16 protein-coding genes are annotated in these 14,310 nt (G+C 68.6%); 3 read left to right on the top strand and 13 right to left on the bottom strand.

What is annotated here, in order from left to right; all coding sequences use genetic code 11:
• Positions 1-9: 9 nt before the first annotated feature.
• The 4 genes from C560_RS0111475 to C560_RS0111460 form a co-directional block, all read right to left on the bottom strand.
• Entirely contained in the window at positions 10-1,701 is a 1,692-nt protein-coding gene (locus C560_RS0111475) for a ribonuclease J (protein WP_018774464.1), read from the bottom strand.
• 60 nt (positions 1,702-1,761) lie between these two features.
• Positions 1,762-2,670 carry a 4-hydroxy-tetrahydrodipicolinate synthase gene (gene dapA / locus C560_RS0111470; protein ID WP_026538313.1) on the bottom strand — a complete coding sequence of 303 codons (909 nt, stop codon included), beginning with the start codon at positions 2,668-2,670 and terminating at the stop codon, positions 1,762-1,764.
• A gap of 103 nt (positions 2,671-2,773) precedes the next feature.
• The gene (locus C560_RS0111465; protein ID WP_026538312.1) at positions 2,774-3,538 is read right to left on the bottom strand and encodes a carbon-nitrogen hydrolase family protein; all 765 of its coding nucleotides are present in this window, start codon (positions 3,536-3,538) and stop codon (positions 2,774-2,776) included.
• Positions 3,539-3,547: 9 nt separating this feature from the next.
• Positions 3,548-4,036: a hypothetical protein gene (locus C560_RS0111460; RefSeq protein WP_026538311.1), complete on the bottom strand. Its 489-nt coding sequence runs from the start codon at positions 4,034-4,036 to the stop codon at positions 3,548-3,550.
• A 115-nt stretch (positions 4,037-4,151) separates the two neighbouring features.
• On the opposite strand from C560_RS0111460, the gene C560_RS0111455 reads away from it, so the two are divergent.
• Positions 4,152-5,405, top strand: a complete 1,254-nt coding sequence (locus C560_RS0111455; protein WP_026538310.1) for a heparan-alpha-glucosaminide N-acetyltransferase domain-containing protein — start codon at positions 4,152-4,154, stop codon at positions 5,403-5,405.
• Between the two features lie 69 nt (positions 5,406-5,474).
• Here C560_RS0111455 and C560_RS0111450 read toward each other — a convergent pair whose 3' ends face one another.
• Positions 5,475-5,957, bottom strand: coding sequence for a hypothetical protein (locus C560_RS0111450; protein WP_026538309.1), 483 nt, complete (start codon positions 5,955-5,957; stop codon positions 5,475-5,477).
• A gap of 5 nt (positions 5,958-5,962) precedes the next feature.
• Positions 5,963-6,721: a 4-hydroxy-tetrahydrodipicolinate reductase gene (gene dapB, locus C560_RS0111445; protein WP_026538308.1), complete on the bottom strand. Its 759-nt coding sequence runs from the start codon at positions 6,719-6,721 to the stop codon at positions 5,963-5,965.
• 179 nt (positions 6,722-6,900) lie between these two features.
• On the opposite strand from dapB, the gene C560_RS21660 reads away from it, so the two are divergent.
• Complete coding sequence (locus C560_RS21660) at positions 6,901-7,104, top strand: helix-turn-helix domain-containing protein (RefSeq protein ID WP_026266610.1); 204 nt, start codon at positions 6,901-6,903, stop codon at positions 7,102-7,104.
• A gap of 9 nt (positions 7,105-7,113) precedes the next feature.
• A complete protein-coding gene (locus tag C560_RS0111440) occupies positions 7,114-7,572 on the top strand; it encodes a Clp protease N-terminal domain-containing protein (protein ID WP_026538307.1) in 459 nt (152 codons plus the stop codon).
• A gap of 38 nt (positions 7,573-7,610) precedes the next feature.
• Here the strand turns inward: C560_RS0111440 and C560_RS0111435 are convergent, their stop codons facing one another.
• From C560_RS0111435 to C560_RS0111405, 7 genes are read right to left on the bottom strand one after another with little or no spacing between them, the layout of a single operon-like run.
• Entirely contained in the window at positions 7,611-8,123 is a 513-nt protein-coding gene (locus C560_RS0111435; protein WP_026538306.1) for a molybdenum cofactor biosynthesis protein MoaE, read from the bottom strand.
• Complete coding sequence (locus tag C560_RS0111430) at positions 8,113-8,625, bottom strand: MogA/MoaB family molybdenum cofactor biosynthesis protein (RefSeq protein WP_018774473.1); 513 nt, start codon at positions 8,623-8,625, stop codon at positions 8,113-8,115. The genes C560_RS0111435 and C560_RS0111430 overlap by 11 nt, the downstream gene beginning before the upstream one ends.
• On the bottom strand, positions 8,622-9,164 hold the full coding sequence (gene moaC / locus C560_RS0111425; RefSeq protein WP_269320028.1) for a cyclic pyranopterin monophosphate synthase MoaC: 543 nt from the start codon (positions 9,162-9,164) through the stop codon (positions 8,622-8,624). Before moaC ends, C560_RS0111430 begins: the two co-directional genes overlap by 4 nt.
• The gene (locus tag C560_RS0111420) at positions 9,161-10,384 is read right to left on the bottom strand and encodes a molybdopterin molybdotransferase MoeA (protein WP_026538304.1); all 1,224 of its coding nucleotides are present in this window, start codon (positions 10,382-10,384) and stop codon (positions 9,161-9,163) included. Before C560_RS0111420 ends, moaC begins: the two co-directional genes overlap by 4 nt.
• A gap of 26 nt (positions 10,385-10,410) precedes the next feature.
• Positions 10,411-12,168: a molybdopterin-dependent oxidoreductase gene (locus tag C560_RS0111415; protein WP_231494323.1), complete on the bottom strand. Its 1,758-nt coding sequence runs from the start codon at positions 12,166-12,168 to the stop codon at positions 10,411-10,413.
• Positions 12,165-13,562 (bottom strand): sensor histidine kinase, encoded by a 1,398-nt coding sequence (locus C560_RS0111410; RefSeq protein ID WP_026538302.1) that lies wholly within the window; start codon positions 13,560-13,562, stop codon positions 12,165-12,167. The genes C560_RS0111415 and C560_RS0111410 overlap by 4 nt, the downstream gene beginning before the upstream one ends.
• On the bottom strand, positions 13,549-14,292 hold the full coding sequence (locus C560_RS0111405) for a response regulator transcription factor (protein ID WP_043423006.1): 744 nt from the start codon (positions 14,290-14,292) through the stop codon (positions 13,549-13,551). Before C560_RS0111405 ends, C560_RS0111410 begins: the two co-directional genes overlap by 14 nt.
• Between the last annotated feature and the right edge of the window lie 18 nt (positions 14,293-14,310).

Below are 14,310 nucleotides of genomic sequence, written 5' to 3'. Positions count from 1 at the left end.
ATCTGAGGCTTACGCCTCAAGGACCACCGGGATGATCATGGGCTTGCGGCGCAGCTTGCGGTTGACCCACGTGCCGACGACCCGGCGGACAACCTGCTGCAGCTGGTGCGTCGTGTGGTCCGTGCGGTTCAGCACGGCTTCCTCGAGGGCCTCGTTGATCTTGGGGATGATCTCGTCGAAGACGGAATCGTCCTCGGCCACACCGCGGGCGTGGATCTCCGGCCCGGACACCACCTTGCCGGTGGCACGGTGGATGACCGTGATGATGGAGATGAAGCCCTCATCGCCGAGAGTCTGGCGGTCCTTGAGGTCTGCTTCCGTGACTTCGCCGACGCTGGAGCCGTCGACATAGACGAACCCAACCTCCACCTGGCCCACGATGTCGGCCTGGTGGTCGCGAAGATCGATCACGGTGCCGTTGTCCGCGAGCAGGATGCTTTCCTCCGGCACTCCGGATTCGAGGGCGATCTTGCCGTTGGCGATGAGGTGGCGGGTTTCGCCGTGCACCGGCATGGCGTTGAGCGGCTCAAGGATGTTGTAGCAGTACAGCAGCTCGCCGGCGGCAGCGTGGCCGGAGACGTGCACCTTGGCGTTGCCCTTGTGGATGACGTCGGCGCCGAGCTTCAGCAGGCCGTTGATGATGCGGAAGACGGCGTTTTCGTTGCCCGGGATCAGGCTCGACGCGAGGATGACGGTGTCGCCCTCGCCGACGACGACGCGGTGGTCGCCATTGGCCATGCGGGACAGGGCGGCCATGGGCTCGCCCTGGGAGCCGGTGGACATCAGCACAACCCGGTTGTCCGGCAGGTTGTCGATGTTCTTGATGTCGACCAGGATCCCGGCCGGGACCTCCAGGTAGCCCAGTTTCGCGGCGATGGCCATGTTCCGGACCATGGAGCGGCCGACGAAGGCAACCTTGCGGTTGTGGTTGGCGGCGGCATCGAGAACCTGCTGGACGCGGTGCACGTGCGAGGAGAATGACGCGACGATGATGCGCTTGGAGGCCTGCCCGAACAGCCGGTCCAGGGTGGGCCCGATTTCCTTCTCGGCGGTGGTGAACCCCGGGACGTCGGCATTGGTCGAATCCGACATGAACAGGTCCACGCCTTCTTCGCCCAGCTTGGCGAAGTGCCGGAGGTCGGTGATGCGGCCATCAAGCGGCAGCTGGTCCATCTTGAAGTCACCGGTGTGCAGGACGGTGCCGCCGGAGGTGCGGAGGAACACGGCCAGGGCGTCCGGGATGGAGTGGTTGACGGCGACGAACTCGCATTCGAAGGGCCCGTACTTCTCGACCTGGCCCTCGACGACGATCTTCGTGTTCGGCTTGATCCGGTGTTCCTGCAGCTTGGCCTCGATCAAGGCCAGTGTCAGCTGTGACCCGACGATGGGGATGTCGGCGCGCAGGCGCAGGAGGTAGGGGACGGCGCCGATGTGGTCTTCGTGACCGTGGGTCAGGACTACCGCGACGATGTCCTGGAGACGGTTCTCGATGTAGGAGAAGTCCGGCAGGATGAGGTCGACACCGGGCTGGGTCTCTTCGGGGAAGAGCACGCCGCAGTCAACGATGAGGAGCTTGCCATCGATCTCGAAAACGGTCATGTTGCGACCGATTTCCCCGAGTCCGCCGAGCGGCACGATCCGCAGGGTGTTCTTCGGGAGGCGGGGCGGCGTGACAAGGCCGGGAAGGGCGGTTTGGGTCATAGTGCACTACTTTCCAGGCTGAAGCCGGGCTGGTTCTTAACGATCAGGATTGGATCCCGATCAGGAAAAGACCATCCCCGCTTCCGCCAAATCCTCGCGGATGGTTGCGATCTCGGCCTCGCCCGGCTCCACGAGGGGCAAACGGACAACCGAGTTGGGCAGGACTCCCTGCCACTTAAGAACCTGCTTGGCAGCGACAGCACCCTGAATGTGGGTCATCACTGCGCGGACCACGGGGTCCAGTTCGAAATGTAGGGTGCGGGCGGTAGCAAAATCGCCTGCAAGTGCGGCATCGATCAGCGCACGGAATTGCCGGGTCGCGACGTGCGCGGAAACGCTGACCAGCCCGACGGCGCCGGCGGCCATCCACGGCAGCGTGAGGCCGTCGTCGCCGGAGTAGACATCAAGATCGGTATTCGCCAGGACGCGCGTGACGGCGTTGAAGTCGGCCTTGGCATCCTTGAGGGCGACGATCCTGGGGTGGTCGGCGAGCCGGATCATGGTCTCGGGCAGGATGGGCACGCCGGCGCGTCCGGGGATGTCGTAGACCATGACGGGGAGGTCGGCGGCGTCGGCCACGGCCTCGACATGTGCCTGAATGCCGGCCTGGCTCGGCTTGTTGTAATACGGCGTGACGATCAGCTGGCCGTGCGCTCCGGCCTTGGCGGCGCGCTTGGCCATCTCGATCGAGTGCGAGGTGTGGTTGGTCCCGGTTCCGGCGATGACTTTGGCGCGGTCGCCCACGGCCTCGACGATGACGCGGAAGAGCTTCTCTTTTTCGTCGTCCTCAAGCGTGGAGGTCTCCCCCGTGGTGCCGGAGATCACGAGGGCGTCATTGCCGTCGTCGACGAGCTTGCTCGCCAGTTCCGCCGACTGCCGGTAGTCGACCTCACCGTCCGGTGTGAAAGGCGTGACCATGGCAGTCACGAGGGTCCCGAACGTGTAAGAGCGAATATCAGAGTCAGCCATATGAAAAACGTTACCTTGTCTGCGGCATGTTAGGACAATGGCGGCGGTGTGACGAACGTCAAACTCGGCGGCCGTGCGTCACGTTTCGGCGGCGCGGCCGGACTCAGGGCCGCCGAAACCGCGCCAGCACACTGTATTGGAGGCTCACGGTCAGCACCTCGGTGCCGGTGCCGGCCGCCTGCCGGAGCGGGAACCCGTCAGGACCCCAGAATCCGCTCAGGCCACACGAAGGGCCGAGGGGCGTGGCGCCTGCCAGGTTCGCCAGGACGGAGAACATCCGGTTGTCCATGGCCCGGGCGCCCAGATGCAGTGCCAGCCGGTGGTCTTCGCCGGCCGTGTAGAGGGCCGAGACGGCATAGATGTCCGCCCCGGCGTCCGCGGCCCATTCCGCGTGGCCGGGGCGGGCTGCGTCGAAGCAGATCGCCAGGGCGACCTTCCAGCCGTCGATCTCCAGGATGGCGGGATTTCTGCCGGCCACGAAGAGATCCTGTTCCGGTCCGTGCAGGTGCGTTTTGAAGCTGGTCTCGATGGAGCCTGTTGGGTGGACTGCGAGGGAGGCCAGCCGCGGCGTACCGGCCGGTTCTTTGAGCGCGGCCCCGACCACGGCGGTTATTCCGGTGCGCCGGCAGATTTCCCGGATGCCGTCCAGCCGCCGGTCCGCCGCGCTCAGCCATTCCCCTGACCCCTCCAGAAGGTCCAGCCGGTACCCCGTCAGCGAGAGTTCGGGAAAGATGACCAGCCGGGCCCCGTGCGACTCGGCGTCTTCGATGAGCCGGATGTGCTCGGGCACGTTGGCGGCGACGCCACCATCCAGGGCCTGATATTGGACGGCGGACAGCGTCAGCGCGGTGATTGAGCCAGTGGTCACCCTGCCATCCTATGCACCCCGTCTTTCGCCGGAGGGTGCGGATCTTTCGCCGGAGGGCGCGGATCTTCCACCGGAGGGCGCCGAGGAGTAACGCCCAACGGCGGTTTCGCGCAGGGCCTCTGCCCAGGCGGCAAGGCGCTGGGCCGCCCGCACGTAGTCGAACAACTCTGTTGGAGTGAGGGCGTCAAGGTCCGTCTCGGCCAGCCGCCGGGCCAGCTCAGCCCCCGGCGGCACCGCAGCCAGCGCCGTGCCTTCGTTCCCCCACTGGACGTCCTCGGCCGGTTCGCCGGCCACCAGGCGCCGGAAGAGGAAGTCCACGACGCCCGGGCTCATGGCTTTGAGGACGCCGGCCGCCGACTCGCCACCGCCGGCCCGTCCGCCCGGCGTGGTCCTGTTCCGTTCCGGGCCGAACGGATCCGGACCCGGGATTTGCCGGTTTGTGGAATCCCGGCCGGTGAACTGGGGTTGCGGGAAGGCGGGCTCTGCGGCGTCGTTCATGCGCTCATCGTATTCGAACATATATTCGAATACAAGATCTGTCCGGAAGAGGACCGAAGCTGTGGGCAGGCCGAGGATGGGACGATTACCCGGCCGATCGTGAGACGATCGGATGATGACCGCGCGCGGAATGACCACTGCTTCCCGGACCGTCCGGGGCACTTCCTCCGGCGCCCGGCTGGCCGGCATCGACGCCGCACGCGGCCTGGCCCTGCTGGCCATGATGGCCACGCACGTGCTGGCGACCTTTGAACCGGACCCGCAGCTCACGCCCACCTGGATCGGCCTGGCGTTTTCCGGACGGGCAGCCGCGCTGTTCGCCGTGCTGGCCGGAGTCGGCCTCGCGTTGTCCACGGGGAAGCAGCAGCCGCTCGAGGGCCCCGAACTGGGGGCGGCCCGCAGAGGCATCGCCCTGCGGGCGCTCGTGATCGGCGCCGTCGGGCTCTCCCTGGGCGGGCTGGAAGTCAATATCGCGATAATTCTGGTCCACTACGCCCTCCTGTTCCTGTGCGTGCTGCCCTTTATCGGGCTCGGGGTGAAACGCCTGGCCGCACTCGCGGTCCTCTGGATACTGGCGGCGCCCGCCCTGGCCTACCTCCTGCGGCCGTGGTTGCTGTCCGCCGATCCGCCCCTGCGGCTGGGTCACAACCCCAGCTGGGAGGATCTGGCCACGCCGGCCAGGCTGCTGGGCGACCTCTTCCTCACGGGCTACTACCCTGTCCTGCAGTGGATCGCCTATGTCCTTGTGGGGCTGGTGATCGGCCGGATGGCGCTGTGGAAAGCGGCCGTGCCGTTCCTGCTGCTGGCTGCCGGAACGGTGGTGGCGGTCATGTCCAAGTGGCTGGGGACGCTCATGTTGGAGGACTGGGGCGGCCGGCAGGCCCTGCAGGCGCACATCGGCGATCCCGCCTACCCGCTGGAGAGCCTGCTGCAGGTCAACCTTGCCGGCGTCGACCAGTCAGGCTCGGTGTGGTGGCTGGCCACGAGTGCACCGCACTCCGGCACCACGCTGGATCTGTTGCACACCTCGGGGGCCGCTGCCGCCGTGATCGGCCTGTGCCTGCTGCTGGGACGGCTGGGTGAATGGCTGGAACTGGATCTGCTGCTCCCGCTGCGCGGCGCCGGGGCCATGACGTTGAGCCTTTACACGGCTCATCTGTGCATCATGGCTACCCTGCACGATCAGCCGCTGATGACGGGCTGGACCGTGGAGGGGGTGTACTTCGCGCAGGCTGTCGGGATGCTGGTGGCCGGCGGAGTCTTCGCGGCGATGGCGTGGCGCGGGCCGCTGGAGTGGGCAACGCATGCGGCCAACCAGGTTGGCAGCTATCAGCCGGCCCGGGTCCGCCAGCCTCCACGCCTCCGCTAAGGTCCGACGCCGGACCCGGCGCGGCAGGTGCCACGGCCGGATCCGGCCTCATCGGCGATGGGTGTCCGGCTAGGGTTTTTGTGCCCCGGCACGGAACATCCGCACGGCGTCGCGCATTGAGGCGCGGGCGCGCTTGCGGTCTCCGGCAGCATCGTAGGCACAGCTGAGCCGGAACCAGGAACGCCAGTCCTCGGGGGCGGCTTCGGCCTCGGCGCGATACTTCTCAAATTCGGCGTCGGCGGCTTCGCGGATGATCCGGCCGGCGGGCGTGCGCGGCAGCGTGTCCTCCGGCAGGCCTCCTTCGGCTTCGAGAATCTTCGCCAGCCGCTCAGTGCGGGCACCGAACAGCAGTTCCCGGATCAAGGCCCAGGCCCCGATGACCGGCAGCACCAGGTACGCGACGCCGATCGCCTTCGCCACGAGGCTGGGGTCGGACATCAGCAGTACGGAACGTTGAAGGGACACCACCAGGTAAAACACGAGCAGCAGGGTGACGGCCCCCACCCAGATCTTGGTGCGGTTCGCTTTCAGGGCTGTCAAGGCAGCGGACATCGGGCTCAGAGTCCCAGGTCCAGGTAGCCGTCGAGTCCCACGGTGAGACCGGGGTGAGCGGCGACGTTGCGGATCCCCAGCAGCACTCCGGGCATGAAGGAGGCGCGGTCGAAGGAGTCGTGGCGGATGGTCAGCTGCTCCCCCGGCCCGCCCAGCAGGACCTCCTGGTGCGCAACAAGGCCCGCGAGCCGGACGCTGTGGACCCGGATGCCGTCGACGTCGGTGCCGCGGGCACCCGCGAGTTCCGAGGTGGTGGCGTCCGGGCTGGACGGCACGCCAGCGTCGGAGCGCTCGGCCGAGATCAGCTGCGCCGTGCGCACGGCCGTGCCCGAGGGCGCATCGACCTTGTCCGGGTGGTGCAGCTCAATAATTTCAACGGATTCGAAGTACTTGGACGCCTTGGCGGCGAAGGCGGAGGCCAGGACCGAGCCGAGGGCGAAGTTCGGGGCGATCAGGACACCAACTTCGGGCCGGTCGGCGAGGAGTGCCTGCAGCCCCGCGAGCCGGCCGGCATCCCAGCCGGTGGTGCCGACCACGGCGTGCATGCCGTGCTCGACGGCGAAGCGAACGTTCGCCTCGGTGCTTTCGGGGACGGTCAGGTCCACCACGATCTGTGCGCCGGAGCTGACAAGGGAGTCGAGGGAGTCGTTGCGGCCAAGGGCCGCGACGAGGTTCAGGTCCGCGGCGGCGTCGATGGCCTTCACGGCCTCTGCACCCATGCGCCCGCTGGCGCCCAGCACGGCGACGGAGAGTTGTTCGGTCATGCCATCAACCCTACCGCCGGGGCCGTAGCGTTCCGGAACCGGAGGCCTTGGGTTACAGGCCCCGCCGTCGGTGGGGACATCGGGATCGCTATGCCGTGTGAGCAACGTTCCGCCATGCCAAACCCCAACTCTGTCAGGCTGGATTGACGGGCCATGCCTGTCAATCTAAACTGACAGGCATGGAGACTGACGACCTGTCCGCGCATATTCATTCACTCGACCCCGCCGTCGGTCTCCGGGCGGTCGGCGCCCTCCATCGCCTCGCAGAACAGGTCGAGGCAGCACAGGTCCGAGCTGCCCGCCAGCAGGGATGGACCTGGGAGCAGATCGGTGACGCCCTGGGCGTCTCACGGCAGTCAGTCCACGCAAAATACCGAGAGTGAGGTCAAACCATGTTTGAACGATTTGCCGGCGACACCCGAAAGATCGTTGGCTACGCCATGGACGAGGCCCGCTCCAGCGGCGACAAGCGGCTGGGCACGGATCATCTGCTGCTGGGGGCGCTTCACGATCCCGGTCCGGCCGGCGTTCTGGGAGTCACGCTCGATCAGGCACGGGAAGCGGCGGCGAGGCTTGACCGCACGGCACTCGCGTCAATCGGAATAGACGCCCAAGGATTTGAGCGCGCCCCCATGCCCAGCCGGGGGAAAAAGCCGCCCTTCAGCTCGGGCGCCCGGTCGGTAATGGAAGGCATGCTTCGGTACACCATGGACCAGAAGTCACGACAGATCACCACCGCGCATCTTCTGCTGTCACTGCTGGACCGCGAGGAACACGACCCGGCAGCCGCGCTGCTCAAGGAACTTGGGGTCGACCGGGCCGAGGTCCGGCGCAGGGTTCTTTCCTCCTGATCCCGGGCCGGCTTCCTGCCGGCCGGCCACCACCGCGCCTACTCGCCGGCGCCGACCCACTCCACACTGCCGTCGGCAAAGAACTGCTCTTTCCAGATGGGCACCTGGGCCTTGATCCGGTCAACAAGTTCTGCACATACGGCGAAGGCCTGGCCGCGGTGGGCCGCCGAAACGGCGCAGACCAAGGCAGGATCGCCGATCTCCAGCATGCCGATTCTGTGGGCCGCCCAGATCCGCACCGGCTGCTGCTCTTCCCGGGCGCCGCCGGCGGCGTCCTCCGGAGATCCGCCGGTCGCGCCGTCTTCGGCCGGGACGGAGTGCTCCGCCACGAGCCGGGCGACGACGTCGGCCATCACCTGGTGCGCCGTCGGGTGGGCGCTGTAGCTGAGCCGGGCGACCTGCTTGCCGCCGTCGTGGTTGCGGACGACGCCGCTGAAGCTGACCACCGCACCTGCCGTGTCCGACTCGACGGCCGCGATGGCCTGCTCCACCGAGATGGGCTCGGCGCTCAGCACGGCGTGCACGATTTCAAATCCGGTGTCAGTGCCCATGGCTGCCTTCCAGCTGGTCGCAAAGGTGTCCGAGGATGGGATCCAGTACGGCCAGGCCGTCCATTACACCCTTCGGGGATCCGGGCAGGTTCACGACGAACGTCCGGCCGGCCGCGCCCGCGTGGCCCCGGCTGAGCATGGCCATCGGCGTCTTGGCCGTTCCGGCGTTCCGGATGCCCTCCATGATGCCCGGGATTTCCCGGTCCAGCAGGGGCAGCGTCTGCTCCGGCGTTGCGTCGGTGGGGCTCAGCCCGGTGCCGCCGCTGGTGATGATGACGGCCGGCTGCTGGCTCAGCAGGGCCCTCAGCGCGGCCCCCACCGGCGCCCCGTCCGGCACCACCATGGCAGGGAACGGCTCGAAACCGTGTTCGGTGAGCCAATCGATGATGACAGGCCCCGTGAGGTCCTCATACACACCGGAGGCCGCCCGGGTGGAGGCTATCACGACGCCTGCCTTCCGGCCCGTGGCTTCGCCGTGGCGGTGGGGTTCGGGCATGTTCATAGGGTCCAGTCCCCGCTCTTGCCGCCGCTTTTGGCGAGCACCTTGATATCGGTCAGGACCGCGTGCTTGTCCACGGCCTTGATCATGTCGTACACGCTCAGTGCCGCGACCGTCGCCGCGGTCAGGGCTTCCATCTCGACCCCGGTCACGCCGCGGGTCTTGACGGTGGCGAAAATTGTCACGGCGTCGGCGTCGAGCTCAAAGTCGATGGTGACCTTGGCGATCGGCAGCGGGTGGCACAGCGGAATCAGGTCCGGCGTCTTCTTGGCGGCCATGATCCCGGCGATGCGGGCCACGGCCAGGGCGTCGCCCTTCGGGAGCTCACCGCCGCCGAGGAGGGAAAGGACCTCGGCCGTGCTGCGGACGGTCGCGGTGGCCGTGGCTTCCCTGGTGGACTGCGCCTTGTTGGACACATCCACCATCTGGGCCGTGCCGTCGTGGCGGAGGTGGGTCAGGCGGGTGTTGCCCACTGCGCTTTTGTCCGTTTCGCCGCTATCGGCTGGTGCGGCATCCGCTTCAGGGTTTTCTACATCATTCACAGGATCCATACTTCCACTTCGTCGCCCGCTGCGAGCGCCGCTGTTCCCTCTGGCACGTGGACCAGGGCATTGGACCGAGCCAGGGCATGAACCAGGTGGGAGCCCGCACCGCCCTCCAGCCTGACCGTGCCGTCCGGAGCCAGCGTGCCGCGCCGGACCTGGTGCTTGCCCGCCGGGGACGTCAGCGGTTCGGCGAGGCGCGCGCGGACGGCGGCCCGGGGCGCCGGGGCGCCGAACAGCTCCGTGAGGACCGGGCGGAGGAACATTTCAAAGGACACGAGGCAGCTCACCGGGTTACCGGGGAACCCCAGCACGGGGACGCCGTCGAAGCTGCCGATTCCCTGCGGGCCGCCCGGCTGCATCGCCACGGCGCCGAACTCGACGTCGTGTCCCGCCATCGCCTGCCGGACCACCTCATAGGCTCCTTTGCTGACGCCGCCGGTGGTGACGATCAAGTCCACGGCAGGGCCGTGCCGGCGCAGCAAGGCGGCGAGCTCGTCCGGCTGGTCCGTGGAGACGCCGGTCCGTGTGACCTGGAGCCCGGCCTGTCGCATGGAGGACTCAAGCAGTGTGCCGTTGGAGTCAAAGATCTTGCCCGGTCCCAGCGGACTGCCCGGTTCCACCACCTCGTCGCCGGTGGTGACCAGGAGGACCCGGAGGGAGGGACGGACGGGCACCTCCGTATAGCCCATCGCCGCCAGCAGGCCCAGCTGGCCGGGGCCGAGGAAGGCCCCCGCCGCGAGGGCGAGCTCGCCGGAGCGGATGTCGCTGCCGGCGTCGCGCACGAACGTTCCGACGGCCGCGGCCGGCAGGTGGACCGTGGCGGGCTCCCCCGGCACCGGAAAGGAATCGGGCACCGCCTGTTCGATGGGAACGACGGCGTCAGCCCCGGCCGGCATCATCGCGCCGGTCATGATCGGCGCTGCCGTGCCGGCGGCGAGTTCCGACGGTGCGGCACCGGCCGGGACGGGCGCGACGACGCGCAGTTCCCTGCCGCCGTCGGGCACGTCGGCGCTGCGGATCGCGAAGCCGTCCATCTGCGAGTTGGCGAAAGGGGGAAGGTCCAGCGGCGACAGAATGTCGGCGGCCAGCCCCCGGCCCAGGGCTTCGAGCAGCGGGAGCCGTTCCACCCGCGCCTCGGTGCGCAACGGGGCCAGCAGGGCCCGCACCTTGTCCCGGTGGGCTTCCACGCTGACATGCCTTGTCTCGGTGCGGTGCATGCTTTTCCTGACCTCTGCTCGGCTCGCTAGGACTTCACGTCAACTCTAACCGTGTGGTAACCCGTGGCTCCGTTCGGCGCGACCGGGGCCGATGCCTCAACCTGCGTCACACCGTCGAGGGCTGTGGCCCGGACCTGGACCTCGTACTGTCCCGGCTCCAGCGGCAGTGCCAGCTTCCACTGGTACCAGGTGTCCTTGGAGATGCCGGGGGCCAGCTGGGCCTGGCGCCAATCGCCGCGGTTGACACGCAGCTCCACCTTGCCGATGCCCGTGTGCTGGGCCCACGCGACGCCGCCGAAGGCCACCGTCCCGCCTGTCACGTTGGCCCCGTCGCGCGGCACGTCAATGCGGGACGATGTCTTGATCGGTCCGCGCTCGCTCCAGCCGCGGGGAGTCCAGTAGGCCACGTCGTCCGCGTAGCGGGTCACTTTCAGCTCGGTGACCCACTTCGTGGCCGAGACGTAGCCGTACAGCCCGGGCACGATCAGCCGGACCGGGAATCCGTGTTCGAGCGGGAGCGGTTCCCCGTTCATGGCGACGGCCAGCAGCGCGTCGCGGCTGTCCGTGAGGGCTTCAAGCGGCGTCCCTGCCGTCCAGCCATCCGTGCTGCGGGAAAGCACCATGTCCGCCCAGGGCTTGGGGCCGGCCATGGCGAGCAGTTCGCGCACCGGCCAGCCGAGCCAGCGGGCGTTGCCGATCAGGTCCCCGCCCACCTCGTTGGAGACGCAGGCGATGGTCACGTGCCGTTCCGTAAGGGGTTTGGCCAGGAGGGTGGCGAAGTCGAGCTCGATCTCGCGTTCCACCAGGCCCGTGACTTTCAGCGTCCATTCCGCCGGGTCCACCAGCGGGACGCGCAGGGCAGTGTCGATCCTGTAGAAATCCCTGTTGGGCGTCACGAGCGGGCCCAGCCCGTCCAGCCGGATCTCTGCGCCGGCCGGGACGGGCGGCGCGGGAGCGGCGGGCACCGGGAGGACCAGCTTGCTGCGCACGTCGCTGACGACGGCGGCCGCTCCCCTGAAGGTGGAGGCGAGCACACCGGCGACGGCGGCAACCGCGGCTGTCCCGCCCAGGGCCAGCAGGAACCGGCGCCGGGCGGGCCCGGCTTCATTGGCTGCAGTGTCTGCAGGCGCCGCGGCATCTGCAGGAGCCGCGGCCGGGGCTGTTTCCGGCGGGGCGGACTCCGCCGGGGCTGTTTCCGCCGGGGCTGCTTCCGGCGGGGCGGACGCCCCAGCCGGTCGGCCGCCCGCAACGGATTGCCACTCCACCAGTTTCCGGATGAGCCACCGCAACAACGCGATCCCCACCAGTGCCACCAGCACCGGGACGGGGATGGCATTGGCGGTCAGGTCGGCCCGGCTCACCACGGCCACGAGGCCCACAACGCCGAACACCGCAATGAGAGTCACGCCGGCGAAACGGCGCCGCACTTCAAGGACGCCGGAGAGTGCCGCGAGTGCGGCAATGACCAGTGCCATGCCGCCCAGCAGTGCCACCTTGTCCGCCGTGCCGAACAAGGAAATCGCCCACTCCTTGACGCCCGGCGGGACGGTATCGATCACGGCCCCGCCAACGGCCGTCACTGGAGACACCGTGGGGCTCACCAGGCTGGCTGTGAGCTCGCCGAGGACCACCGCGGTCCCCACGGCCACCAGTCCGGCCCCGGCGGCCCACAGGTCCCGGGACCGCCGCTGCCGGGCCAGCGGTGCCCCCTGGCGCTGTTCGCTGCCGGCGAGTGTCCCGTCCATTTCTTTCCCGTGCCCGTCAAATTCGACGCCGCTGCTCATTGTGCCCGTCCCGTCCGGAGTTTTTCCTCTACCGCGTCGCGCGGAATCCTGTTGTGTGCCCCCTGGGCTGATGTTGTCTGCGCCGATGCTGCCGGGACTGCTGCTCCCCCGGCAGCTGGCTCCCCGGCAGAAGTGCCATGGCTGCCGGCTGGCTCCTGGCCGGCGGCTCCCTGGCCGGGGAGCCGCAGCGAGAACCGGCATCCGCCGTCGACGTTCTCCACGGTGACGGTGCCCTGATGGGCGCTGACGATTCCGGCGACGATGCTCAGGCCCAGCCCGGCGCCGCTGTAGCGCATGACGCCTGCCGGCTCATCCGGCCCGGGCACCCGGAAGCCATCACCCGGAGCTCCGCCATCGGGGGCACTCTTGTCCGGGCCGTCGTCGGGGGCGGTCCAACGGCCGGGCTGCCGCCGGGCCGGGTCCTTCTGCCAGCCGGTCTCGAACACATGCGGGAGGTCCGCTTCGGGGATCCCGCCGCAGCCGTCGGTGACCGCGACGACGGCCCGGTCACCGTCCCGGCCGACTTCCACGGTGACCCGGGAGCCGGGAGCGCTGTGGACGATCGCGTTGAGCACCACGTTCCGGATGGCGCGCCCCATCGAGGGGCCGTCGGCGAGGGCCAGGCTTTCCCGCTGGCCGCCGCCGTCGAGCGTAATGCCGTGCTGCTCCGCCAGCGCGGCGAGGTCGGCAATGGCGTCGCTGGCGAGGTCGTACAGGTCCAACGGCTCGGCCTTGAGCCGCATCGTTCCGGCGTGGATCTTCGACAGCTCCAGGAGATCGTTGACCATGCCGGCCATGAGGTCGGTCTGCGCGATGATCTTGCGGTAATAGCCGGGGACATCCGCGGCCATGCCGTCTTCCAGGGCCTCGGTCATGGCACGCATGCTCGCCAGCGGTGTCCGGAGGTCGTGGGAGATCCAGCTGACCAGTTCGCGGCGGGCGTTCTCGACGGCGGCCTCACGCTGCCGGGAGGCCTCCAGCATCCGGCTGCTCGATTCGAGCTCGGCGGCGAGGGCGGCAAGCTCGTGGCTCATCACCGGGGACTGGATCCCGGGGCTCTCGCCGCGGCCGATGCTCCGCGCGGCCTCGACCAGCGCCTTCGCGTTCCGCGAGACCCTCGATCCCAGCACGAGCGCGATCGAAACAGCCACGGCGGAGGCCACCGCCAGGACATACCACATCACTTCGAGGTCCCGGGCCGAGATGAACATGGCGTTGAAGGCGCTGACCATTCCGGCTGTCAGGACCGCCACGGCGGCGAGCACCACCACACAGATCTGGACCGCGAACGAGGCCCTGCGCAGGGATTTCAGGATGAGCAGCGACGCGGCCCCGATCACGGCTCCCCAGGCCACGGCCCAGCCGATGATGGTCAGGAGTTCAGATGTCTGCATCGGCGGACTCCTCCTCGTCGCTGGGATCCAGCCGGTAACCCACGCCCCAGACCGTTTTCAGGACGGAGGGGCGGGTGGGGTCGTCTTCGATCTTCTCCCGCAGCCTCCGCACGTGCACCGTCACGGTGGACAGGTCCCCGTAGTCCCAGCCCCAGACGGCCTTCATGAGTTCCTCGCGGCTGAAGACCTGCCGGGGACGGCGGAGCATGAAGGCCAGCAGGTCGAACTCGCGGGCCGTCAGCGCCAGGGGCCTGCCGTAACGGGAGACGGTTCGCGCGGCCGGGTTGAGGTCGAAGCCGCCCACTTCGACGGAGGGCTCCGGGCTGAATTCGGGCATGCTTCGGCGCAGGACCGAACGGACCCGCAGTACCAGCTCGCGGGGCGAGAACGGCTTGGTGACGTAGTCGTCCGCGCCGGCTTCCAAGCCCAGGATCCGGTCGTCTTCGGTTCCGAGGGCGGTGAGCATGATGACCGGGACATTGTGTGCGGCACGTAGCCGGCGGCAGACTTCCACGCCGTCCAGGCCGGGCAGCATCCGGTCCAGCAGGACGAGGTCCGGGCGGCGCTCAGCCGCAAGGCGCAAGGCCGTGAACCCGTCGGCGGCGAGGACCACCTGGAATCCCGCCTGGACGAGGTAGTCCCGAACCACTCCGGCGATGGTCGGTTCGTCCTCGACGAGGAGGATGCGCCGGTGCTCCGTTGCTTCCGGGGCCGGCTGGGTCTTGTTCACGCTTCCAGCATAGGTTCG

The sequence above is a fragment of the Arthrobacter sp. 9MFCol3.1 genome (assembly GCF_000620385.1).
In the GTDB taxonomy this organism is placed as follows: Bacteria; Actinomycetota; Actinomycetes; order Actinomycetales; family Micrococcaceae; genus Arthrobacter.
The sequence above is the reverse complement of the archived record's forward strand: the minus strand, read 5'-3'. Positions and strand labels throughout refer to the sequence as shown.